Here is a 21,534-nt window from a genome sequence, read left to right as displayed (position 1 = left end):
TTGTTCGGTGTCTCTGGCCGCGGCTGTGGCGGGGCCCCCCGCGTGCGCGGGGGGGCGGGGGCGGCGCCGCTCCGGCGGGGGGGGACCGGCGCGGCGCGGGGAAGGGTGTCCCGCCGCTCGGGGTGACGGCAGGGCCACCGTGGCCTCATGGGGTCACCCGGTGATCGGTCCCGCCCGCGGTGGTGACGGAGTCGGCGACGCCCAATGCGGTGCCGACCGTCGTCACGGTCTCGTTCGGGACAGGTGCGCGTACCCCGCCGACGGTGTGGCCGGGTACGACGGTGAACAGGCCCGTGTCCGGAGTGCCGAGCTTCTGGACGGGTGCCTGTGCGCCGGATGTGGAGATGCTGACCACGCCGATCATCGCGGCGATGCCGATGCCTATGGCGATGCCAACGGCTATGGCGACGGCGATGGCGAGCGCGGGAAAGAACACGGGCGCGGGGCGTGAGCGCGTTCCCGAACCGTTCGCCCACTGTACGTCGGCGGGGCCCGCGATGGTTGGCCCGGATCTGTAGAGGGGACGCCCCTCGCTCACGGGTCCGTCGCCCACGAGCCCGTCGCTCACGGGCCCCGCGAGGCGGGCAGGGCTCGGCGTGCCCAAGGGGGCCCGCGCCTCCGCCGGGGCCAGGGCGCAGGGAGTGTCCGGGACCCGTGGTGTGGCCGAGGCGCGTGAGGCGTCCAGCCCGTCCGGCGCGTCCATGGCACCCGGCGCGTCCAGCCCGTCCGGCGCGTCCAAGCAGCCCGGCGCGTCCAGCGCGCCCGCGGCACCGCGCCGTGGGAGCCGGCTCATCTCATGGCCTTCCGCGCCCGCCGCCCGCCGGACCGCGCGGTCTGCACATGGACGGCCCGGGAGGTGAGCGCCCGCGTGCCCACGGGCGCCCTCTGCGCCGGCGCCGGGACCGGCACCGCGGCGGAGTCGTGCGCGATGTGTCCGTCGCGCAGCCTGACCTCGCGCGGCAGGGACGAGGCGAGGGCGTGGTCACGGGTGGCGACGACGACCGTCGTCCCTGCCCTGTGCCACGTGTGCAGCAGGCCGACGACCGTCTCGGCCTCATCCGCTTCGAGCCCGCCGGTGGGCTCGTCGGCGAGCAGCAGCACCGGACCGCCGGCCATGGCGCGGGCCAGGGACACCCGCCGCCGCTCACCGGCGGAGAGCTGGTGCGGCTGGTGGAGCAGCCGGTGGCCGAGGCCGGCCCCGCGCAGCGTCAGCTCCGCGAGCTGCCGCCGCTCGTCGCGGGACCCGCCGCCGAAGAGCAGCCCGTCCGCGACGGTGTCCAGCGCCGCGACGCCGGAGGGGAGGCGGTCCCGCTGGGAGACGAAGCCGACCGTCTCGGCGCGCAGCGCCAGCAGTTCGCGGTCGCTCAGCCGGGCCACCTCGCGACCGTCGACGCGGACCCTGCCCGCCGACGGGCGGCACAGGGCGCCCATGGTGTGAAGGAGAGTGGACTTGCCCGACCCCTCGGGCCCGACGACGGCGAGCAGTTCGCCGCGCCGGACGACCAGGTCGGCCGTGCTGAGTGCGGTGACATCCCCGTACTGCTGGGAGGTCCTTGTGAGTTCGGCAATGGGCGGGATCATTCGGGAACCACCACTTCCAGTCCCTCTTTGATGCCCTTTCCGGACACCTCGACCTTTCCGTTCGCGAACATGCCGAGCTTGACGGGCAGGTACTTCGACGTACCGTCGGCTTTCTCCGTCTCGACGGAGTAGCCGCCGCCCGACTCGGCCAGCAGGGCGTTGACGGGCACCGCGAGGACGTCCTTCTTGGCCTCGGCCTGGAGGATGACGTCGACGCCGGCCGCCTGGTAGCGCCCCAGTTTCTTCTGGTCCTCGATCTTCAGCTCGACGGGCAGCGTGGCCTCGTCGTTCCCCTCGTCGCTCTCGCCGCCTCCGCTGCTCTCCCCGGAGCCCTGGGAGCCGGGGGAGGTCGGGGTGCCGACGTCGGTGACCTCGGCGTCCACCCTCTTTCCGTCGGGCAGTTCGATCTGGGCGCGCGTGCCGTTCTCGACGAGGTCCTCGTACTGGGTGTCGAGGTCCACGGAGACGACGCGTTCGGTGCCCGACCAGGTGAGCAGTTCCTCGCCGCCCGCGCCGCCAGTGGACGCCGTCACCTCCGTCACGCGCCGGGAGCCGCTCGCGACGACCGCCTCGCCGGAGGCGACGACGCCGGTGGCGGAGCGGTTCAGGTCCCCCTGCCACTCCTGGACGGCCGCGGCGGTGCCGGAGGTGAACTCCTCGTCCACCGTGATCCCGGAGTAGCCGAGGGCGTCGAGGTTGCGCTCCAGCATCTCCACGTCGTTGCCTTCGGAGCCCACCGTCAGCTCGCGGTACAGCGGGGTGGAGCCGTACAGCAGCGGGGTCTCCTTCTCGTCCACGCTGTAGACGGTGTCGCCGCGCTCCAGCACGTCGCCGTCGTCGGGCAGCCAGGTGATGACTCCGGCTCCGCTTCCGGCGCTCTTGCTCCCGCTGCTCCCGCTGCCCCCGCCGCTCGCGTCCCGTACCTTCTCCGCCTCACCGAAACCGAGGCTTCCGTCGACGGTCTCGGTGCCGGTGAGCGTGGTCCGTTCCACGGGCGTGGTCGTCGTGGCGTTCTTGGCCGTGGCCGTGCTCGCCGGGTCCGCGTCGTCGCTGAAGGCACCGGTGGCGGCCGTTCCGGCCGCCGCCACCGCGGTGATCGCGGCGATCAGGACCAGCGGGCCGCGCTTGCCGCGGGGCTTGCGTCTGTCGACGGGCGCCCGTACTTCCCCGTCCTCGTCGGCGGGCGGTAAATTCTCGTCTCTCAGCCGTGGATTCTCGGACGCGTCGGGGTGATTTCCTGTCTGTTCCTGTACGTTCACCGTCCACCGTCCTTGGTCATGCCGAATCCAGAAGCGACGTGCGTTCGGACTCCGTCGTTCCCTTTTTGCGGACCAAAGAATTCCGGAACGGTGGCGGGGCGCAGGCACGGGCCGGACCGGCTCGGAAGCGGTATCCCCGAATCCGTTCCGGCGGGGGGTGCCGAGGCGAGTGTTCCCGTGAGTCTGCGCCAGTGCGAGGTGAACATGGAGAGAGTTCTATGCGGTCGGTGGTTACACGGCGGGAACGGCCGCTGTATCTTCGCTGTTATCCCGCCTCGGGCAGAGTGACCCCATGCGCGTGCTGATTGTCGAGGACCACAGAGAACTGGCCGAGACCGTGGCCACCGGGTTACGGCGCGACGGCATGGCCGTCGACCTCGCATTCGACGGCGAGGAGGCCCTGGAAGCGGCCACCGTTCACGACTATGACGTGATCGTCCTCGACCGCGACCTCCCTCGTATGCACGGGGACGAGGTGTGCCGGACCCTGGCGCGGCAGGGCGGCCGTTCCCGGGTGCTGATGCTGACGGCGGCCTCCACCATCGAGGACCGGGTCGACGGGCTCGGGCTCGGGGCCGACGACTATCTGCCCAAGCCCTTCGCCTTCGCCGAACTGATCGCGCGGGTACGGGCGCTCGGCAGACGCTCGCAGCCCGCCGTTCCCCCCGTGCTCACCCACGGGGACATCTCCCTGATCCCGGCCCAGCGCGTCGCACGGCGCGGCGGGCGCAGGCTGGATCTCTCGCCCAAGGAAATGGCCGTCCTGGAGCTGCTGCTCGCGGCGCAGGGCTCGGTGGTCTCCGCCGAAGAGCTGCTGGAACGGGCCTGGGACCAGGCGGCCGACCCGTTCACCAACACCGTCAAGGTCACCGTCAGCCGCCTGCGCCGCAAGCTGGGCGATCCACCCGTGATCGAGACGGTTCCCCATGCCGGCTACCGCATCTGACCGCCCACGCCCGCGCCTCATCCGCTGGTCGGCCCGGCTGCGGCTCACGCTGCTCTACGGGACCCTCTTCGTGCTCTCAGGGGCGGCGCTGCTGGCGGTCACCTACTTCTTGGTGGCCCGCAGTCCCGCTTCCAAGGGGACGAAGATCAAGACGTACGGGAAGCAGAGCGGCCTCTCGGATGTGCAGCCCGACCTCAAGACGCACCTCAGTCGCGTGGTCTCCGAGCAGCACGAGGCCGAACTCCGGGCCCTGCTGACGGAGTCCGGCATCGCGCTCGCCGTCATGACCGCCGTCTCGGTCGGGCTCGGCTGGCTGGTCGCGGGACGCGTGCTGCGTCCGGTGAGCCTCATGGCGGACAAGGCCCGCCGGATATCGGAGCAGAACCTCCACGAGCGGCTGGCCGTCACGGGCCCCGCGGACGAGCTCAAGGACCTGGGCGACACCTTCGACGGCCTGCTGGCCAGGCTGGACACGGCGTTCGAGGCCCAGAAGCGGTTCGTCGCGAACGCCTCGCACGAGTTACGCACGCCCCTCACGCTCCAACGGGCCATGATCGAGGTCGAACTGTCGGCTCCGGACGCCGACGCGGAGTCGCTGCGCGCGGTGTGCGAACGGGTGCTGGCGGCCGGGGAGAGCCAGGAGCGCCTGATCGAGGCGCTGCTGACACTGGCCAGCAGCCAGCGCGGCCTGGACCGCCGCGAGGCGTTCGATCTGGCCGAGGTCGTCGGCGACGTACTGCTGGACCGCTGGCAGCCGGAGCGCGAGGCGCGGCTGAAACTCGACTCCTCGCTCTCGCCCGCTTACACGATGGGGGACTCCCGGCTCGTCGAGCGGCTGGCCACCAACCTCGTCGAGAACGCCCTGCGTTACACCCCCGAGGGCGGCTGGATACGGGTCTCCACCGGGCTGGAGGCGGACTGGCCCGTGCTGCGGGTCTCCAACAGCGGCCCGAAGATCCCGCACGAGAAGATCCCCGTGCTGTTCCAGCCGTTCCAGCGCCTGGAGTCGCGTTCCGGTTCCTCGGACGGGCACGGGCTCGGCCTGTCCATCGTCGCCGCCGTCGCCACCGCGCACGGCGCCGAGACCAGCGCGGTGTCCGGGCCCGAGGGCGGGCTCTCCATCACCGTCGTCTTCCCCGCGTAGACGGCGAAGCGCTGGTGCTGGTGCTGGTGCCGTGGCCGGTGCCGGTTCGTGGTCGGCCGCCGCCGGTGTGCCCGTCACCGCTGTCCGGAGAGCCCTGTCCGAAAAGCCCGTGCCGGACGGCCGTTTTCCCGTGTTCCAGGGGCCGTTTCCGGCCGCCCGGGGCCCGGCGCGCATGCCCGGATGTGCCCGCCTGTGCCCGTCCCGTGCGCCGGAGTGCCCGTCATCTGGACACGCCTGCCCGATCGCGGTCGGGTTCGACGGAAGCTCATAAGTGCCTTGTATAAAGGGGACGTTGGCCTTCCGCCACGATGGTACGATCATGAAACTTGTCAGGCGGGCTGACGGCGCGTGAGGCGCGATGAAGCCATGTGGATCAGCCCTGCGAGCCATCACCTCCGAGGAGCATCAAGCCAGCAGTGGGGCACAGGACCGGCACCCGGGATGCGGAAGACGCCTCCTTGGCCAGCCGAGGAGGCGCCCGCGCCCCGGCCAGTCGCTTGAAGAGAGTGTTATGACCCAATACATGCAGGATCCAGCGCTCTGGGCTCTGATCGCTGGAACTCCTCTTGCCGCTGCCGCGATCTATCGCGGGCGAAAACTGAACACGCGACTGCGCGAGGAGAACTCGGGGCTCCGGGACTACTACGCAGCTCTGGAGAGCGGCCACTCCGCAGCCGTCGCCGAAGCGCAGAGCAACGCGGAGGAAGCCACCAAGACTGCGCTGAAGACGGCGATGCGGACCCTTCAGGGTCTGGCGAACGAGCAGCAGCTGGTCATCTCGCGGCTCCAGAAGAAGTACGGCGACTCCCAGATACTCCAGGATCTGCTGGAGATCGACCACACCAACACGCAGTTCGGACGACGGGCCCAGTCCATCGCCGTGCTCTGCGACGGGTGGCTGGGCCGCCAGCGCGCCGTGGCCTCCGTCTACGACGTGGCCCGCAGCGCGAAGGGCCGCATCAAGCACTACACCCGCGTCGAGATCCGCTCCCAGAGCAACTTCGCGGTGGTCAGCCGCGCCGTGGAACCCGTGGCGCTGGCGCTCGCCGAGCTGCTGGACAACGCCACCAGTTACTCGGCGCCCGAGACGCAGATCGAGATCAACATCCGCTCGGTCCCCAAGGGCGTCTGCATCATCGTCGACGACGCGGGTGTCGGCATGAACGAGGAGGAGAAGACCCGGGCTGCCCGGCTCCTCTCCCCGCAGCGGGCCACGGGCGTGACCGGCCTCGGCAACCCGCCGCAGTTCGGCTTCGCGGTCATCGGCGTGCTCGCGGCGCGGTACGGATTCAGCGTCTCCGTGGACACGGAGTCCCCCTACGGCGGCGTGCGCGCGGTGCTCCTCCTGCCCGAAGAGCTTCTGACGACCAGCATCCCCGAGCCGGAGAAGACGCCAGCAGCCAGCATGGAAACTCCGCAGACACCGCCGCAGGCAGCGCAAACCCCCGAGGTGACCGCGACCACGTCGGGCGGTCTGCCGAAGCGCCGACGCAAGGGCGCCATGGCCATCGTGCCGCCGTCCGACGCTCCGGGTTCCCCCGCCCGGTCCAGCGAGGAAACCGCGTCGATCATGGGCGCGTTCCAGCGGGGCACGCAGTCGGGCCGCGCGGCACACACGAACAGGGAAGGGCAGGAGTTTCAGTGAACAACGATCTGTCGTGGATGCTCGACAGCGCGCTGGAAGTACCCGGCGCGCGGCACGCGATCCTGGTCTCGGCCGACGGCCTGCTCATGGCGCGGTCGAACGACGTCGAGCGGGACCAGGCGGACACGGTCGCCGCCGCCATGAGCGGGATGCAGTCCCTCAGCCGCACGGTGGCGGGCTTCTGCGACCCGCGGCCCGGCCTCGAATGGCGCCAGACGCTGGTCGAGTTCAACGGCGGCTGGGTCTTCCTGATCTCCGCCGGTGAGGGCGCCTACCTCGCGCTCTCGGCCTCCGCCGACGTCGACATGGCCGACATCACCTTCCGTATGCAGCAGCTCGTCGGCCAGCTCGGCAAGGTGCTCACGACGCCACCGCGCGAGAACGCCGACAGCCGGGTATGAGCAGCCCCGACGAGCTCGGACCGACCGACGACGGATTAGTACGCCCGTATGTCATCACCAACGGGCGCGGACTCCCCGAGAGCGATCAGTTCTCCCTGATCACCTTGGTCACGATCTCCGGCGACCAGGAGCCACCGAAGGTCCTCTCCCCGGAGAAACGCAAGCTGTGGGACCTCTGTGCCGGAGGTTTCCTGTCGGTTGCGGAGATCGCGGGGCACATGGAACTGCCCATCGGCATCGTCAGGCTCCTCCTGTCGGACTTGGCGGAACAGGGTCACCTCCTGACCCGGGCCGCGCCGCCTCCCGCTCAGTTCGTCGACAGGCAGATCCTCCAGGAGGTGCTGTATGGGCTCCAGGCTCGCTTTGGATAAAGACGTGTACGTACGTGACGAAGTGCAGACGGCGGCGAAGATCCTCGTCGTCGGCCACTTCGCCGTGGGCAAGACCACGCTCATCGGAACCCTGTCTGAGATTCCCCCGCTACGCACGGAGGAAACCATGACGCAGGCAGGTTCCGGAATCGATGACCTGAAAGGTGTCCGGGGGAAGACCACGACCACCGTGGCCATGGACTTCGGCCGTCTCACACTGAGCGAGAAACTCGTTCTCTATCTGTTCGGGACGCCGGGTCAGCAGCGCTTCATCCAGGTGTGGGAAGACATGACCCGGGGTGCGCTCGGGGCATTGGTGCTCGTGGACCCCGAGCGCCTCGAAGAATCCTTTCCCGTTATAGACCTGATCGAACAGTACGGCCTGGCATACGCCATTGCCGTCAACCATTTCGACGGTACTCAGAGCCGGACCAAGGAAGAGCTGAGGGAAGCACTCGACCTGTTTCCCGAAACGCCCGTCATCACCTGCGACGCGCGCGACCAGAAGTCGTCCGCAGGTGCTCTGATCACCCTGGTCCAATATCTGATGAACCGTGTCCCCTAGGAGCCCCCGAATGGAAACCCAGCCAGATCTCCAGGCCCCGCCGCCCGGCTGCCCCGCACACCAGGGCGGCGGCCAGCAGGGCGGAGGCGCAGTTCCGCTTTACGGGCCGGAATTCGCAGCCGCGCCCGACGCGTTCTACGCCTTCCTGCGCCAGTACGGTGCCGCGGGGCCCGTCGAGCTGGCACCGGGTGTCCAGGCCAGCCTCGTCACCCGGTACTCGGCAGCGCTCCAGGTGCTCCAGAACCCGGACCTCTTCGCGAAGGACTCGCGCCGCTGGCGCGCCCTCAACGAGGGCCGGGTGCCGGAGGACAGCCCCGCGCTGCCCATGCTCGCCTACCGGCCGAACTGCCTCTTCTCCGACGGCGCCGATCACGCGCGGCTGCGCCAGGCCGTCACCGACAGCCTCGCCAAGCTCGACCCGCACCGCCTGAGCCGGCACGTCGAGCGCGTCGCCGACTACCTCATCGGCCAGTTCAGCGCGCAGGGCAGCGTGGACCTGCTCAACGAATACGCCAAGGTGCTGCCGCTGCTCGTCTTCAACGAACTGTTCGGCTGCCCCAGCGAGATCGGCGACCGGCTCGTCCGCGGGATGTCCGGCATCTTCGACGGTGTGGACGCCGAGCGGGCCAACGCGGAGCTCAGCCAGGCCCTCATCGAGCTGGTCACCTACAAGCGCGCGCACCCCGCCGAGGACGTCACCTCCTGGCTCATCGAGCACCCGGTGCGGCTGAACGACGAGGAGATGGTCCACCAGCTCGTCACCCTCATGGGCGCGGGCACCGAGCCGGTGCAGAACGTGATCGCCAACGCGCTGCGCCTGCTGCTGACCGACGAGGGCGGCTCCGCGCTCGGCGGCGGCCTCCTCGTCGAGGACGCGATCGACGACGTGCTGTGGAACAACCCGCCGCTCGCCAACTACGCAGCGCACTACCCCGTGACCGACACCGAGCTGGACGGCGTACCGCTGCGCGAAGGCGACCCCGTACTGATCAGCTTCGCGGCCGCCAACACGGACCCCTCGCTCTCGGACTCCCGCCAGATGCTCAGCAAGCGGGCCCACCTCGCCTGGGGCGCCGGACCGCACGCCTGCCCGGCCAAGGATCCGGCACGGCTCATATGCGTCGCGGCGGTCGAGAAACTGCTGAATCAGCTGCCCGATATCGAGATGTCCGTGCCCGTCGAGAGCCTGACCTGGCGCCCCGGGCCGTTTCACCGGGCACTGAACGAACTTCCCGCCCAATTCACGCCGGTAGCAGCGGAAAAGCCCAAGCCTGCCCCGTTCGTGCAGGGAACCGTCCCTCAGCCGACGCCGCCCCAGCCCACCGCGCGCGGGCGCCAGGGTAGCTGGTGGAGTTCCTTCCTCTCTTGGTGGAAGGTGTGACACTTACGGCATCGCTTATTGCATGTACGTTCAACTAAGGGGGTAGATCGGGCGGGTCAACCTGTGTGCCCCGCTAAGGAGTTCGTGGTGCCTGCCGCTGCCGACATTTCCGTCGAACGCCGTCACCTGGTTTCCCTGTTGAACCGTCTGCGCACACCAAAGGGACAAGCCGAGCCGTACCCCCTGTACGCGGAACTCAGGTCAATGGGGGATGTCGTCCCCGCCCCCTGGGACGGCTTCCTGGTGACCGGTTTCGATGTGTCCGGCCGGATTCTCCGCAACAGGTCATGGCCGGTGCCGGACGCCGCTTGGCGCGCCCGCCAGGAGGAGTCGGTCCGCTGGCACACGCCCGCCTCCATGGAGATGAGCAAGACCCTGGCGGGCCTGAACGGGCCGCAGCACGCCCGGCACCGGCGCTCCCTCGGCCGGGTCTTCGACCGGGGCGTCATCGACACGCTGCGCCCCGTCGTCGAGCAGGCCGTCGGGGAACTGCTCGACGTGCTCGGCGAGCGGCTGCACGAGGGCGAGGCGGACTTCGTGGCGCTCGTCAGCGAGGAGCTGCCGGTGGCCACCGTGGGCCACTGGCTCGGCATCCCGCCGGCCGACCACGCGCTCGTGCGGCAGTTCACCCACGACCAGGTCTACGCGCAGGAACTGCTGCCCACGAAGAGTCAACTGGCCCTCTCCGAAGCCGCCTCTGCCGGTCTGCGCGACTACTTCACGGCCTTCGTACGCGACCGCCGCCGAAACCTCTCCGACGACGCGCTCTCGGGCTGGATCCGGACATGGGACGAGCTGGAGCCCGACCGGGAGGCGGCCGACGACGCGCTCCAGCGCCTGACGATGTTCGTCACCATCGCGGCCCTGGAGACAGCGGCCACGCTGCTCTCCGCCATGGTGTGGCTCCTGGACGCCAACCCCGAGCAGCGGGAGTGGCTGCGCGCCCACCCGGAGAAGGCGGGGGACGCGGTCGAGGAAGTGCTGCGCTACGACCCGGCGATCCACGTCAGCTCTCGGACGGCGCCGGAGGACACCGAACTGTGCGGGGTCCGCATCCCCAAGGACTCGCTGGTCCACGTCATGATCGGGGCCGCCAATCACGATCCGCGCAGACATCGGGACCCGGAGACCTTCGACGTCCGCCGCAAAACCGGGCACCTCGCGTTCGGCGGCGGCCCGCACTACTGCCTCGGCGCCGCGCTCGCCCGCCTGGAGGCGACGACGCTCCTGCGCGGACTCCTGCGGCGCTTCCCCACCCTCCGCGTCAGCTCGCCGCCGTCCTTCTTCCCGCGCGTCGCCTTCCGGCGGATGGCCGAGCTGAACGTCGTCACGGCGTGAGCGGTACGGGGCGCGTGGGGCGTGCGGGGAGCGCAGGGCGCGCCAGGAACGCGAAGAGCAAGAGGAGTGCGAAGAGTATGTACAGAGAGCACCGGGAGAGACCATGTTCGCGGACCTGAAGAACCTCGACGTCGTGCGGGAAGGCCCGGTGCTGCACGTCGCGTTCGACGACCCGGACAACGGCAACGTCGTCACCGAGCCTCTGCTGGACGACCTGCTCACGGTGCTCACGGCACTGCCCGACCTGTCCGACGTGCGCGTGCTCGTGCTCTCGGGAACGGGGAAAGACTTCTGCCTGGGCGGGGACCGCCGCGAGTTCACCGCGATGGTCGAGGAGGACGCGACAGGGGAGGGGATACGGGCCTCCGGCGACAAGGCGCGCCGGGTCTGCGAGGCACTGTCCGCCTCCCGCGCCGTGACCATCGCCCGGGTGCAGGGCCAGGCGGTCGGCGCGGGGGTCGCCCTCGCGCTCCACTGCGACCTGAGAGTCGGCTCAGAGGACTCCCGCTTCCGGCTGCCCGAGCTGGCGCTGGGGCTGCCCACGGCGTGGGGCGGCGCACTCCCGCGCCTCCTGCACGAGGCGGGCGCCGCGCGGATACGGGAACTGATCCTGACGGGGCGGGCGTTCGGCGCGGAGGAGGCCGAGCGGCTCTCCGTGCTGCACCGCGTCGTCCCGGCCGGCCAACTGGACGATGCCGTACGGGACTGGTCCAAGCCGATCGTGCGCCGGTCACCGACCGCGCTGCGGGTCACCAAGGCGCTGCTCAACTCGTACTCGGCGGGGACCCGGCTCGCGGATCCCGCGCTGCTCGACGCGGAGCTGATGGCGTCGGTGATCGCGTCGGGGCACTATGCGCGTTCCGTCGAGCGGGGCGGAGCGTAAGCGGTGACGTGACGTGATGTGTCGCGCGCGGTGGTGAGCGGCGGGGCGGGGTGGGGCCCCGGGTCATCCGTGGGCGGTGCGGGCGGGGGCGTGCTCCGTGGCGGAGCCGATGTCGGGGTGGACCGCGAGGATCCTGGCCAGCCCGCTGCGGTCCAGTGCGCCGAGCACGGCGGGGCCCGTCGCGACGACACGCAGCGCGCCCCCGCGGGAGCGGGCCCTGCGGTCGGTGGCCACGAGCAGGGCCAGCAGCCGTACGTCGCAGTGGGCGACGGCCGACAGATCGACGACGAGCCGGTCAGCGGCCCCGTCGGCGAGGGGCGGCAGCAGCGTCCGGCGCAGCTTCGGCAGGGTGCTGAGCCCGGGGCTGCCGTGGACGGCGACGACGGACCACTCGTCGGCGGGGTGAGGCGGGGGCGGTGGCGGCGGGGAGGCGTGCGAGGGTGCGGGCACGTGCTCCTGCCGTAGCGCGCTCCGGACCGGACCTGGACCTGGGTGCGGGGGCCGGGACGGGAGCGGGGCTGGGCGGGGGTCGGTGGGTGCGGCAGGTGCACCGGTGCTCAGGTCCACCACGCGCCTCCTCCGGGCAGGCTCGACAAACCGTCTGACGGCCGCAACCGGGGCCTTGTGACCAGCGTAGACCGCCCGGTAGAGGCGCCGACAGGCCAGAACCGGACTGCCTTCCACCGCAACAGCCGGGAGTGTGGCCAGCGTCTCGTTCCCGTGGGAGAACCGCTTTCCTCTCAGACCTCTCTGAATACATGGAAAGTCCGGTAATTCAGACAGGTGGGGACGGCAGTGGACAAGAACCGGAGTCCGCGTATCAGCGGCATAGCGGTGACAGTGGGCACGACTACCACGCTGCTGGGACTTCTGCTCGGGCTGCTCGTGCACGGCACGGGGTACGCCGGGACGAGCACGGGTCTCCCTCAGCGCGACACCGCCACCGCCCCGCCCGCCGAGCCGAAGAAGAAGCGGAAGCCGGTCGCGACGTCCATCTCGCACGGCGTGCAGAAGCCCGGGCCCGGGAACGCGGGCGAGAGCGCGGAGAAGGGCGAGGGGGAGGGCGCAGGGAAGGGCGCAGGGAAGGGTGAAGGGAAGGGCGCGGAGAAGAGCCGTACGCCCCTCGCGCTCACCCTGGACGACGGGCCCGACCCGACGTGGACGCCGAAGGTGCTGGACCTGCTGCGGCAGGAGCGCGTCAAGGCGACGTTCTGCCTCATCGGCCCCAACGCGGAGCGCCACCCCGACCTCGTCAAGCGGATCGTCGCCGAGGGCCACCGGCTGTGCGACCACTCCATGCACCACGACACGGGCATGGACCAGAAGCCGGTCTCCTACCAGTCGAAGGAGATCCTCGACGCCAAGCGCATGATCGACAAGGCGTCGGGCGGGGCACCGCTGCGCTACTACCGTGCGCCCGGCGGCGCGTTCACCCCTGAGAGCCGCAAGATCGCCGCCAAGAACGGCATGCGTCCGCTGGGCTGGACAGCGGACTCCGACGACTGGCGGCTGCCGGGCGCCGAGACCATCGTCGGCACCGTGCGGCAGCAGGTCGCCGACGGCGCCCGCATCATCCTCATGCACGACGGCGGCGGCGACCGCTCCGAGACCTACGCCGCGCTGGCGACCCTGATCCCTCAACTGAAGCAGGACGGTTACGCCTTCGGCTTCCCGGAGGCGTGAACGCTCTCTCCGGCCGCCCGGCCCTGTTCCGCGGCCTTTCATGGGCCGGGCGGCCGGAGAGAAGCGCGCGGCACCCGTATGCGGACAGCGGATCCGGACATGAGAAAGGGCCTTGCCTCACCTTAGTGAGAACAAGGCCCATGACCTGCGAAAACGCTGGTCGGGACGGCGGGATTTGAACCCACGACCCCTTGACCCCCAGTCAAGTGCGCTACCAAACTGCGCCACGTCCCGGTGCCCGTCCGGCCGGGGTGTTCCCCTGGCCGCTCGGGCACAAAGAACAATACATGACGCGGAGTGGTGCTCGCGCACCCCTCCCACCAGGAACGCACCGGTCCGCGGCGTACGGGGGCGGACCGGGGCGGACGGCGACGCGCGGGGCACGCGCGGGCTCGATCCGGCCCCCCCCTCGCGGTCCGTGGCCGGGGCTCTGTCCAGGGCCGGAACCGTGCGCGGGACTGCTCCCGGAACCGTCCCCGGGACCCGCCCGGGGCGGGTTTGTGCGGGTGGGCGCAGGGAACTGCGGGACCTGTCCACCGTGCTTTCCGAGGTTCTGGAGTCGACCGTGAGCCGGTCCCGCATCGTGATCGTTGGAGCTGGATTCGCCGGGTACCAGGCGGCGCGCACCCTGTCGCGCCGGTTCCGTGGCGCGGCGGAGATCGTGCTGGTGAATCCCAACGACTACTTCCTCTACCTGCCCCTGCTGCCCGAAGTGGCCGCCGGGGTGCTGGAGCCCCGGCGGGTGTCCGTATCGCTGGCCGGGACGCTCCGCAACACCCGGCTGGTGCTCGGCGAGGTCAGCGGCGTGGACCTCGACGGCAGGAAGATCACCTACACCGACCCCGAGGGACGCGACGGAGAGCTGGACTACGACCGCCTCGTGCTGACCGTCGGCAGCGTGAACAAGCTGCTGCCCATCCCCGGCGTGGCCGAGCACGCGCACGGCTTCCGGGGCATGCCGGAGGCGCTCTACCTCCGCGACCACGTGACCCGGCAGGTCGCCCTCGCCGCCAACGAGCCCGACCCGGCCGAGGCCGACGCCCGCTGCACCTTCGTCGTCGTCGGCGCCGGGTACACCGGTACGGAGGTCGCCGCGCACGGCAAGCTGTTCACCGACTCGCTCGCCAAGCAGCACCGGCGCGCGGGAAACAGCCTCCGCGACGACGCCCGCCCCCGCTGGATGCTGCTCGACATCGCCCCCCGCGTCCTCCCGGAACTCGACCGCAGGCTCTCGAAGACCGCGCACCGCGTCCTGCGGCGCCGCGGCGTGGACGTCCGCACGGAGATGTCCGTCAAGGAGGCCACGAAGGAGGGAGTCCTCCTGGACGACGGCGAGTTCATCCGGACACGCTCGCTGATCTGGTGCGTGGGCGTGCGCCCCGACCCGGTCGTGGAGCAACTCGGGCTGGCGACGGAGCGGGGACGGCTCCTGGTCGACGAGTACCTGGAGGTACCGGGCCACCCCGAGGTCCTGGCCTGCGGGGACGCGGCTGCGGTACCCGACCTGACCAGGCCGGGGGAGTTCACGCCGATGACGGCACAGCACGCCTCCCGTCAGGGCAAGGTCGCCGCTGACAACGTCGCGGCGTCGCTCGGGCGCGGAAAGCGGCGCCCGTACAAGCACCACGACCTCGGCTTCACCGTCGACCTCGGCGGGATCCAGGCCGCGGCCAACCCGCTCCACGTCCCCCTCTCGGGGCCCCTCGCGAGCTTGGTCACCCGCGGTTACCACCTGGCGGCGATGCCGGGGAACCGGGTCAGGGTGGCGGCCGACTGGCTCCTCGACGCGGTGCTGCCGCGCCAGGCCGCGCAGTTGGGGCTGGTGCGCTCCTGGTCCGTGCCCCTGGACACGGCGTCGCCCGAGGTCGCACGGGTGCCGGGGGGACCCGCACGGGCGGGAGCCGAGCAGGGAGGATCCAGGGCCGGGACCTAGCCGGGACCTAGAGGCGGGGCCGGGCGGGGTGGGGCCTTCGTTCACCCGTGTGAGGGAGCGGCGTATCCACAGCCTCGCACTCATCCACTGAAAGCAAGCCCTCGCTACGCGGCGTGACCAACCCGGTTACCTTCATCTCCAGACGGCCGACGAAAGGCGTCGGCCAAGGAACAAGGGAGCCGGATCCTATGCACGGGGGACTGCCCATCATCGGCATCAGCGTTCTGGCCTACGCCGCCGTGGGCGCCGTAGCCGTCTTACGCGGCGGCCTGACGGGGCTCCGGCGCCACCGCGCACGGGGCGGCGCCACAGGGACAGGGGAAGCCAGGAGCGGCACGACCGGGGGTGCGGCATGCGCAGCGGCGTGACCGTGATCATCCCAGCGCACGACGAAGAGGCGGGACTGCCCGCCACCCTGGAATCGGTGCTGCGCCAGACCCTCCCGGCGGAACGCGTCATCGTCGTGGACGACGAGTCGAAAGACCGCACGGGCGAGGTCGCCCGTGCCCACGGCGTCGAGGTCCTGCGGCCACCGAGCAACCTCGGCAGCAAGGCGAAGGCCCAGAACCACGCCCTCCCGCACTGCACCACCGAACTCGTGCTCGCCGTCGACGCGGACACCGTCCTCGCCCCCGACTACATCGAGCGGATCGTCCCCGCCTTCGAGGATCCGGACGTCGTGATCGCCGCGGGAAACGTACAGACCCGCTTCACCCGAACGGTATGGGAGCGGGGCCGCTCCACCGAATATCTCTTCGGCTTCCACTGGCACAGGCCCATCCAGCAGCGCGCCAACAGCCCGATGGTGTGCTCCGGCTGCTGCTCCGTCTTCCGCCGCCGCGTCCTCGCGGACTTCGGCGGCTTCCCGGAGCGGACCATCGTCGAGGACATGGACTTCACCTGGACCCAGCAGATCGCCGGCCGCCGCGCGAGATACGTGGGCGAGGCGGTCGCCTGGGCCGCCGACCCCGAGACGCTGTGCTATCTGCGCAAGCAGGTCTGGCGCTGGATGGCGGGCTTCTGCCAGAACGTGCGGCTGCACACGGGGCGGCTGATCCTGCGCAAGCCTATGCTGGCGCTCTGGGTCCTGCTCGCCATGCTGGAGATCCTCACGGCACCCCTGTGGTGGAGCGCCCCCTTCGTCCTCACCCTGGCCCTGGACCACCCGGTGCTGCCCACGCTCGCCTGGTGGTTCGGCGCGGAGCTGCTCTTCACGGTGCCACCACTGGTGTACGCGGCACGCAGACGCCGGCTGCCCCTGAGAAAGGTCCTGCTCGACATCCCCTGCGTCTACCCCACGAAGATCGTCAACCTCGTCTACGCGTGGAAGGCCGTCCTGGTCGAGCTGGTCCTCGTGCCGTTGAGGCTCTCGCGAGGACTGACGGTCTACGAGAAGGGGAGGGGCCCCGCTCCGGGAAACGACCCGATAGCGCGGCCGCCCGTGCCCCGCCCGCCGCCTGGCCTTACGGCCTGACCCGCCCCTCCCCGCCACTCACTGCGCGGCGGCCGGGGGAGACGTGGGCGCGCCGAGGGCGAGAGGAAGCCCGGCGTAGTTCTCGGCCAGCTCCGCCGCCGCTGTCGCAGACGTCGCGATGCGGTCGAGCTGGGCGAGCTGGAGGCGGGTGTCGAAAGCGGACTGATCAGGGGAGGTGTGCAGCGTGGTCGTCATGAAGTACGAGAAGTGCTCGGCGCGCCAGACACGGCGAAGACACGTGGCCGAGTAACCGTCGAGAGCGCCGGTGTCGCCCGAGCTGTAGAACCGGGCGAAGGCGTCGGCCAGCACGGCGACATCGGCGACGGCGAGGTTGAGCCCTTTGGCGCCCGTCGGCGGAACGATGTGCGCGGCGTCGCCCGCCAGGAACAGCCGCCCGTGACGCATGGGTTCGACGACGCTGCTCCGCATGGGCAGCACCGCCTTCGAGGTGATGGGCCCGCGCCGCAGACGCCAGTCGGGATCGTGGGTGAGAGCGAAACGGGCGTCCAGCTCGTCCCAGATCCGCTCGTCCGGCCACGATCCGGGGTCGGTCCCGTTGGGGACCTGGAGATAGAGCCGGCTGACCGAGGGAGATCGCATGCTGTGCAGCGCGAACCCGCGGGGGGAGTGCGCGTAGATCAGCTCGTCGGAGGAGGGAGGGGCGTCGGCGAGGACGCCGAGCCAGGAGTAGGGGTAGTCACGCTCGTAGGTGCGGGTCACCTCGGCGGGCAGGGCGGAGCGGGACACGCCGTGCGAGCCGTCGCAGCCGACCACGAAGTCGCAGAACAGTGCTCGTTCCCGGCCCTCGTGGGTGTAGCGGACGGTCGCGTGACCGGTGGCGGTGCCGGTGCCGGTGCGGATGGCTGTGCCCGTGATGTTCGTGGGTCCCGGGTCGATGCCGGTGACCTCGGCGTCGAAGAGGAGGGGCGCGCCGTCGGAGAGTTCGGAGAGCTGGAGGGAGATGAGGTCCTTCACGATCTCGGTCTGGGCGTAGATCATCACGCGGCGCCCGCCGGTCAGCGCGGGAAAGTCGAGGCGCTGCGAGCGTCCGTCGAACCGCAGCTCGATACCGTCGTGCACCAGCCCTTCGCGCTCCATGCGGGCCCCCGCACCGCAGCGCCGCAGCACGTCCACGGTGGCGTGTTCGAGCATCCCGGCGCGCTGCCGCTGCTCCGCGTAGGCACGGTTGCGACCCTCCAGGACCACGCACTCGACGCCCGAGCGGTACAGCAGCCGCGCCAGCAGCAGACCCGCCGGACCGCCGCCGACGATGCCGACGCGGGTGTGCCGAGGAACGCGCTCCGGCTCGCTCATGGGACCGATCGTGGCAGCAAGCGCGCCGCACTGACCAGACCGCTGCCGGAGCGGGGCCGGTGCCCGAACGGGACGCGGCCGGTGCGTGGAGCCGTGCGGAGAGTCGGCAAGGGGAGAGCGGGCCAGAACTTACGGAACGCTGACAGGCGAGTGGAATCAGGGGGAAACGGAATGAACGGACCTAGCGTGAGCGCATGCGCGTATTGGTCACCGGCGGAGCCGGATTCATCGGCACCCACATCGTGGACGTGCTCGAAGCGACAGGACATGAGGCCGTGGTCTTCGACACGGCCGCGGGAGAGAGGGGGATCACCGGTGACGTCCGTGACGCGGACCGCCTGCCCGGCGCTCTGAGGGGAGTGGACGCCGTCTGCCACCAGGCCGCGATGGTCGGGCTTGGCAAGGGCTTCTCGGACGCCTCCGCGTATGTGAGCAACAACGACCTGGGAACGGCGGTACTCCTCGAAGCCATGGCGGGCGCAGGGGTGGGCCGACTGGTGCTGGCGGGGTCGATGGTGGTGTATGGGGAGGGGCGGTACCGCTGCCCGGCCCACGGGGAGGTCCGGCCCGGTCCGCGGTCCGTGCCGGATCTGGACAGCGGACGCTTCGAGCCTCCGTGCCCGGAGTGCGGGGCAGGACTGGAACCCGAACTGGTGGGGGAGGAGGCCCCCGTCGACCCCAGAAACGTCTACGCCACGACCAAGCTGGCGCAGGAGCACCTCGCGGCGGCCTGGGCGCGGGCCACGGGTGGCCGGGCCGTCAGCCTGCGGTACCACAACGTCTACGGCGACGGGATGCCGCGCGACACCCCGTACGCGGGAGTCGCCTCGTTCTTCCGCTCCGCACTGGAGCGGGGCGAGTCGCCGCGCGTGTACGAAGACGGTGCGCAGCGGCGGGACTTCGTCCACGTCGAGGACGTGGCGGCGGCGAACCTCGTCGCGCTGGAAGCGCTGTCCGAACGGCCGGAGGGTGAGTTGCGGGCCTACAACACCGGCAGCGGGCAGCCGCACACGGTAGGGGAGATGGCACACGCGCTGGCGGCGGCGTACGGAGGGCCCGAGCCGGTCGTCACGGGGGAGTACCGGCTCGGGGACGTACGGCACATCACCGCTTCCTCCGAACGCTTCCGGCGCGAGCTGGGCTGGCGGGCGCGCGTCGACTTCGCGGAGGGCATGACGCGTTTCGCCAAGGCCACGCTCGCCGGGGGCTGAACGAGGAGACGACGCACGCTGCCCGTGCCCGGCCTTCGGGGCACGGTGTCGCCGTCACGCCACTGCCGTCGCACTGCTGGCTTCTGGGGGGCGGGGGACGTACGTGAAGGGGGAGCGGGGTGGGCGTGGGGTGGGGTTGGGGGAGGGGGGAGGGGCCCCCCCCCCCCCCCCCCCCCGGCGGGGTGGGGGGGCGCCCGGGGGTGTGACCGCCAATAGGCAGCCCCCCGGGGCCGTGGGTAAGGGTTGCCGGCCGGCGGGGGGTGGGTGGGGGTCGGCCCGCCCCCCCCCCACCCCCCCTCCCCAGCGGCCGGGTTCAGGGCGCGCCCGGGAGTGTGACCTCGAAGCGGCAGCCGCCGGGGACGTTGCGTACGGTTGCCCGTCCAGCGTGGGCTTCCACGATGCCGCGGACGATGGCCAGTCCGAGTCCGGCGCCACCGGGCGGGGTGCGGGCGTCGGTTCCGCGCCAGCCGGTGTCGAAGACGCGGGGCAGGTCGTCGGCGGGGATGCCGCCGCAGCCGTCGGTGACCGAGAGCACCACGGCGTCGTCCTGGCGGTGTGCGGCGACCGCGACCGTGCCGTCCGCCGGAGTGCGGTGGATGGCGTTGACGAGGAGGTTGGCGAGGACCCGGGTCATCTCCCGGCCGTCGACCTCGACGGGGACGGGCTCCACCCCGTCGTCGGCCAGCCGCACCCCCTGCTCGGTGGCGAGGGGGTCGGCTCCGGCGATGGCGTCGCTGACCAGGTCGTAGACGGACATCCGGGCAGGGGCGAGGGCGAGGGAGCCCGCCTGGATCCGGGAGAGTTCGAAGAGGTCGCCGACCATGGAGGAGAGCCGCTCGACCTCGCCGCGGATCTGCCGGTGGTAGCGGCCCGGGTCCTCGGCGATGCCGTCCTCCAGCGCCTCCGCCATGGCACGCAGCCCGGCGAGAGGGGAGCGCAGGTCGTGGGAGATCCAGGCGACCAGTTCCCTGCGGGATGCTTCGAGGGAGCGTTCGCGCTGGCGTGAGGCGACGAGCCGGGCGCTGGTGTCGGCCAGTTGGCGGGAGAGGGAGGCGAGTTCCGCCGGCATGGGGGTGGTGGGTTCGACGAAGCCCCCGTTCGCGTCGGCTTCCGCGGCTTCCGTGGTCTCGCCGGGTGCCGCGACGGCTGGGGTGGCCCCGGCCAGGGTGCGGGCAGCCTGTTCCAGGGCGCGGTGGCCTCCGATGACCCAGCGGCCGAGCAGCAGCGCCGTGCCCGTGGCGGTGACCGCGGCCACCGCGCACACGGTGGTGACCACGCCGAGGTCGTGCTCGTTCAGGAACATCGCCCAGGCCACCGACAGTGTGCCCGCGAGCGTCGCGCCCACGGCCACCAGCGTCAGCACCGCGAGCGAGACCGCCACCGAGCGGCGGCGCAGTGCGCGCAGGGCCAGCGCGCCAGTGAGGCCGACGGCGGCGGCGCCGACCGCCGCGTACAGCGCGATCAGCAGCAGATCACGCACCGTCGCCACCCGCCCCCTGGGCCGAGCCGTCGGCACGGTGAGCCTGGTCGGCTCCGTCGGCCCCGGCCATCCCCTCGGCCTCGGCCCTCGCCCCGGGACCCGCCCCCAAGGTCACCCCCGCCCCCGAGGCCACCCCCGCCTCGGCCTCCGCGCCCGCGCCCGTCCCCGCCGTGCCGTCGAAGCGGTAGCCGACGCCCCAGACGGTGGCGATCAGCCGAGGCGACGCGGGGTCGGCCTCGACCTTGTGGCGCAGTCTCCGTACGTGCACGGTCACCGTCGACAGGTCGCCGAACTCCCAGCCCCACACGTCGGCCATCAGCTCCTCCCGGCCGAAGGCGCGCCCCGGGTGGCGCAGGAAGTGTTCCAGCAGGTCGAACTCGCGCAGTGTCAGCGCGAGTGGCCCCCGCGGTCCGGTAGCCGTACGCGCGGTCGGGTCGAGGGTGAGGCCACCGCCCCGCAGCAGTGGCCCCTCCGGCGGCGGGGCCGCCGCCCTGCGCAGCACGGATTCGACGCGCAGCACCAGCTCGCGCGGGCTGAAGGGCTTGGTGACATAGTCGTCGGCCCCCACCTCAAGACCCAGGATGCGGTCCTCCTCGTCGCCGCGTGCCGTCAGCATCACCACGGGGACAGGCGCGTGCCCGTGCTCGCGCAGCCTGCGGCAGACCTGGAGTCCGTCGAGGCCGGGCAGCATCAGGTCCAGTACCACCAGATCGGGCGGCGCGGTGCGTGCCCGCGCGAGCGCGTCCGGACCGTCGGCGGCACGCTCGACGGTGAAGCCCGCCCGGTGGAGGTAGCCGGAGACGACCTCGGTCACGGTCGGATCGTCGTCCACGACGAGGATCCGGCGCCGACGGGCGTCCGGGGACGGGGCGGGGGGCTGGTGTCGCATGTGGCCGAGTTTCGCACCCGTACGGGCGCACGGAAC

20 protein-coding genes and 1 tRNA gene are annotated in these 21,534 nt (G+C 71.3%); 13 read left to right on the top strand and 8 right to left on the bottom strand.

Annotation, left to right across the window (positions count from 1 at the left end; translation table 11 throughout):
- Positions 1-145 precede the first annotated feature (145 nt).
- From ACWGJ2_RS34625 to ACWGJ2_RS34615, 3 genes are read right to left on the bottom strand one after another with little or no spacing between them, the layout of a single operon-like run.
- Positions 146-793, bottom strand: a complete 648-nt coding sequence (locus ACWGJ2_RS34625) for a hypothetical protein (RefSeq protein WP_453350305.1) — start codon at positions 791-793, stop codon at positions 146-148.
- Positions 790-1,581: an ABC transporter ATP-binding protein gene (locus ACWGJ2_RS34620; RefSeq protein ID WP_453350304.1), complete on the bottom strand. Its 792-nt coding sequence runs from the start codon at positions 1,579-1,581 to the stop codon at positions 790-792. The genes ACWGJ2_RS34625 and ACWGJ2_RS34620 overlap by 4 nt, the downstream gene beginning before the upstream one ends.
- Positions 1,578-2,840: a peptidoglycan-binding protein gene (locus ACWGJ2_RS34615; RefSeq protein WP_453350303.1), complete on the bottom strand. Its 1,263-nt coding sequence runs from the start codon at positions 2,838-2,840 to the stop codon at positions 1,578-1,580. The genes ACWGJ2_RS34620 and ACWGJ2_RS34615 overlap by 4 nt, the downstream gene beginning before the upstream one ends.
- A 292-nt stretch (positions 2,841-3,132) precedes the next feature.
- On the opposite strand from ACWGJ2_RS34615, the gene ACWGJ2_RS34610 reads away from it, so the two are divergent.
- From ACWGJ2_RS34610 to ACWGJ2_RS34570, 9 genes are all read left to right on the top strand, one after another.
- On the top strand, positions 3,133-3,786 hold the full coding sequence (locus tag ACWGJ2_RS34610; protein ID WP_453350302.1) for a response regulator transcription factor: 654 nt from the start codon (positions 3,133-3,135) through the stop codon (positions 3,784-3,786).
- The gene (locus tag ACWGJ2_RS34605) at positions 3,767-4,930 is read left to right on the top strand and encodes a sensor histidine kinase (RefSeq protein ID WP_453350301.1); all 1,164 of its coding nucleotides are present in this window, start codon (positions 3,767-3,769) and stop codon (positions 4,928-4,930) included. Before ACWGJ2_RS34610 ends, ACWGJ2_RS34605 begins: the two co-directional genes overlap by 20 nt.
- A 511-nt stretch (positions 4,931-5,441) precedes the next feature.
- Positions 5,442-6,575 (top strand): ATP-binding protein, encoded by a 1,134-nt coding sequence (locus ACWGJ2_RS34600; protein WP_453350300.1) that lies wholly within the window; start codon positions 5,442-5,444, stop codon positions 6,573-6,575.
- A complete protein-coding gene (locus ACWGJ2_RS34595; protein WP_453350299.1) occupies positions 6,572-6,976 on the top strand; it encodes a roadblock/LC7 domain-containing protein in 405 nt (134 codons plus the stop codon). The genes ACWGJ2_RS34600 and ACWGJ2_RS34595 overlap by 4 nt, the downstream gene beginning before the upstream one ends.
- Positions 6,973-7,347, top strand: a complete 375-nt coding sequence (locus ACWGJ2_RS34590) for a DUF742 domain-containing protein (protein WP_453350298.1) — start codon at positions 6,973-6,975, stop codon at positions 7,345-7,347. Before ACWGJ2_RS34595 ends, ACWGJ2_RS34590 begins: the two co-directional genes overlap by 4 nt.
- Entirely contained in the window at positions 7,322-7,912 is a 591-nt protein-coding gene (locus ACWGJ2_RS34585) for a GTP-binding protein (protein ID WP_453350297.1), read from the top strand. Before ACWGJ2_RS34590 ends, ACWGJ2_RS34585 begins: the two co-directional genes overlap by 26 nt.
- A 10-nt stretch (positions 7,913-7,922) precedes the next feature.
- The gene (locus tag ACWGJ2_RS34580; RefSeq protein ID WP_453350296.1) at positions 7,923-9,293 is read left to right on the top strand and encodes a cytochrome P450; all 1,371 of its coding nucleotides are present in this window, start codon (positions 7,923-7,925) and stop codon (positions 9,291-9,293) included.
- A 204-nt stretch (positions 9,294-9,497) separates the two neighbouring features.
- Positions 9,498-10,631: a cytochrome P450 gene (locus tag ACWGJ2_RS34575; protein ID WP_453350295.1), complete on the top strand. Its 1,134-nt coding sequence runs from the start codon at positions 9,498-9,500 to the stop codon at positions 10,629-10,631.
- Between the two features lie 103 nt (positions 10,632-10,734).
- A complete protein-coding gene (locus ACWGJ2_RS34570) occupies positions 10,735-11,514 on the top strand; it encodes an enoyl-CoA hydratase/isomerase family protein (RefSeq protein ID WP_453350294.1) in 780 nt (259 codons plus the stop codon).
- Positions 11,515-11,577: 63 nt separating this feature from the next.
- On the opposite strand, the gene ACWGJ2_RS34565 is transcribed toward ACWGJ2_RS34570, so the two are convergent.
- Positions 11,578-11,964 (bottom strand): STAS domain-containing protein, encoded by a 387-nt coding sequence (locus ACWGJ2_RS34565; protein ID WP_453350293.1) that lies wholly within the window; start codon positions 11,962-11,964, stop codon positions 11,578-11,580.
- A 390-nt stretch (positions 11,965-12,354) separates the two neighbouring features.
- Here ACWGJ2_RS34565 and ACWGJ2_RS34560 point away from each other — a divergent pair, with 390 nt between their 5' ends.
- Positions 12,355-13,197, top strand: coding sequence for a polysaccharide deacetylase family protein (locus ACWGJ2_RS34560; RefSeq protein ID WP_453350292.1), 843 nt, complete (start codon positions 12,355-12,357; stop codon positions 13,195-13,197).
- 157 nt (positions 13,198-13,354) lie between these two features.
- On the opposite strand, the gene ACWGJ2_RS34555 is transcribed toward ACWGJ2_RS34560, so the two are convergent.
- Positions 13,355-13,431: transfer RNA gene (locus ACWGJ2_RS34555), tRNA-Pro, on the bottom strand.
- A 331-nt stretch (positions 13,432-13,762) separates the two neighbouring features.
- Between ACWGJ2_RS34555 and ACWGJ2_RS34550 the strand changes: the two genes are divergently transcribed.
- Both ACWGJ2_RS34550 and ACWGJ2_RS34545 read left to right on the top strand, forming a co-directional pair.
- A complete protein-coding gene (locus ACWGJ2_RS34550; protein WP_453350291.1) occupies positions 13,763-15,130 on the top strand; it encodes an NAD(P)/FAD-dependent oxidoreductase in 1,368 nt (455 codons plus the stop codon).
- A 352-nt stretch (positions 15,131-15,482) separates the two neighbouring features.
- A complete protein-coding gene (locus tag ACWGJ2_RS34545; RefSeq protein WP_453350290.1) occupies positions 15,483-16,604 on the top strand; it encodes a glycosyltransferase in 1,122 nt (373 codons plus the stop codon).
- An 18-nt stretch (positions 16,605-16,622) separates the two neighbouring features.
- On the opposite strand, the gene ACWGJ2_RS34540 is transcribed toward ACWGJ2_RS34545, so the two are convergent.
- Entirely contained in the window at positions 16,623-17,918 is a 1,296-nt protein-coding gene (locus tag ACWGJ2_RS34540; RefSeq protein WP_453350289.1) for a 4-hydroxybenzoate 3-monooxygenase, read from the bottom strand.
- A gap of 194 nt (positions 17,919-18,112) precedes the next feature.
- Here ACWGJ2_RS34540 and ACWGJ2_RS34535 point away from each other — a divergent pair, with 194 nt between their 5' ends.
- Positions 18,113-19,129, top strand: coding sequence for an NAD-dependent epimerase/dehydratase family protein (locus ACWGJ2_RS34535; RefSeq protein ID WP_453350288.1), 1,017 nt, complete (start codon positions 18,113-18,115; stop codon positions 19,127-19,129).
- Between the two features lie 313 nt (positions 19,130-19,442).
- Here ACWGJ2_RS34535 and ACWGJ2_RS34530 read toward each other — a convergent pair whose 3' ends face one another.
- Together ACWGJ2_RS34530 and ACWGJ2_RS34525 are read right to left on the bottom strand one after the other, a co-directional pair.
- Positions 19,443-20,609, bottom strand: coding sequence for a sensor histidine kinase (locus ACWGJ2_RS34530; protein WP_453350313.1), 1,167 nt, complete (start codon positions 20,607-20,609; stop codon positions 19,443-19,445).
- Entirely contained in the window at positions 20,602-21,498 is an 897-nt protein-coding gene (locus ACWGJ2_RS34525) for a response regulator transcription factor (RefSeq protein WP_453350287.1), read from the bottom strand. The genes ACWGJ2_RS34530 and ACWGJ2_RS34525 overlap by 8 nt, the downstream gene beginning before the upstream one ends.
- Positions 21,499-21,534 lie beyond the last annotated feature (36 nt).

It is taken from the genome of Streptomyces sp. NPDC054796 (assembly GCF_053611545.1).
This window is presented reverse-complemented; position numbering and strand designations above follow the sequence as displayed.

What these genes read in the sequence shown, in the direction of transcription:
- ACWGJ2_RS34625 (WP_453350305.1), bottom strand. Translation starts at nt 793, where the DNA reads ATGAGCCGGCTCCCACGGCGCGGTGCCGCGGGCGCGCTGGACGCGCCG.
- ACWGJ2_RS34620 (WP_453350304.1), bottom strand. Translation starts at nt 1,581, where the DNA reads ATGATCCCGCCCATTGCCGAACTCACAAGGACCTCCCAGCAGTACGGG.
- ACWGJ2_RS34610 (WP_453350302.1), top strand. Translation starts at nt 3,133, where the DNA reads ATGCGCGTGCTGATTGTCGAGGACCACAGAGAACTGGCCGAGACCGTG.
- ACWGJ2_RS34605 (WP_453350301.1), top strand. Translation starts at nt 3,767, where the DNA reads ATGCCGGCTACCGCATCTGACCGCCCACGCCCGCGCCTCATCCGCTGG.
- ACWGJ2_RS34600 (WP_453350300.1), top strand. Translation starts at nt 5,442, where the DNA reads ATGACCCAATACATGCAGGATCCAGCGCTCTGGGCTCTGATCGCTGGA.
- ACWGJ2_RS34590 (WP_453350298.1), top strand. Translation starts at nt 6,973, where the DNA reads ATGAGCAGCCCCGACGAGCTCGGACCGACCGACGACGGATTAGTACGC.
- ACWGJ2_RS34585 (WP_453350297.1), top strand. Translation starts at nt 7,322, where the DNA reads ATGGGCTCCAGGCTCGCTTTGGATAAAGACGTGTACGTACGTGACGAA.
- ACWGJ2_RS34580 (WP_453350296.1), top strand. Translation starts at nt 7,923, where the DNA reads ATGGAAACCCAGCCAGATCTCCAGGCCCCGCCGCCCGGCTGCCCCGCA.
- ACWGJ2_RS34575 (WP_453350295.1), top strand. Translation starts at nt 9,498, where the DNA reads ATGGGGGATGTCGTCCCCGCCCCCTGGGACGGCTTCCTGGTGACCGGT.
- ACWGJ2_RS34570 (WP_453350294.1), top strand. Translation starts at nt 10,735, where the DNA reads ATGTTCGCGGACCTGAAGAACCTCGACGTCGTGCGGGAAGGCCCGGTG.
- ACWGJ2_RS34545 (WP_453350290.1), top strand. Translation starts at nt 15,483, where the DNA reads ATGCGCAGCGGCGTGACCGTGATCATCCCAGCGCACGACGAAGAGGCG.
- ACWGJ2_RS34540 (WP_453350289.1), bottom strand. Translation starts at nt 17,918, where the DNA reads ATGAGCGAGCCGGAGCGCGTTCCTCGGCACACCCGCGTCGGCATCGTC.
- ACWGJ2_RS34535 (WP_453350288.1), top strand. Translation starts at nt 18,113, where the DNA reads ATGCGCGTATTGGTCACCGGCGGAGCCGGATTCATCGGCACCCACATC.
- ACWGJ2_RS34525 (WP_453350287.1), bottom strand. Translation starts at nt 21,498, where the DNA reads ATGCGACACCAGCCCCCCGCCCCGTCCCCGGACGCCCGTCGGCGCCGG.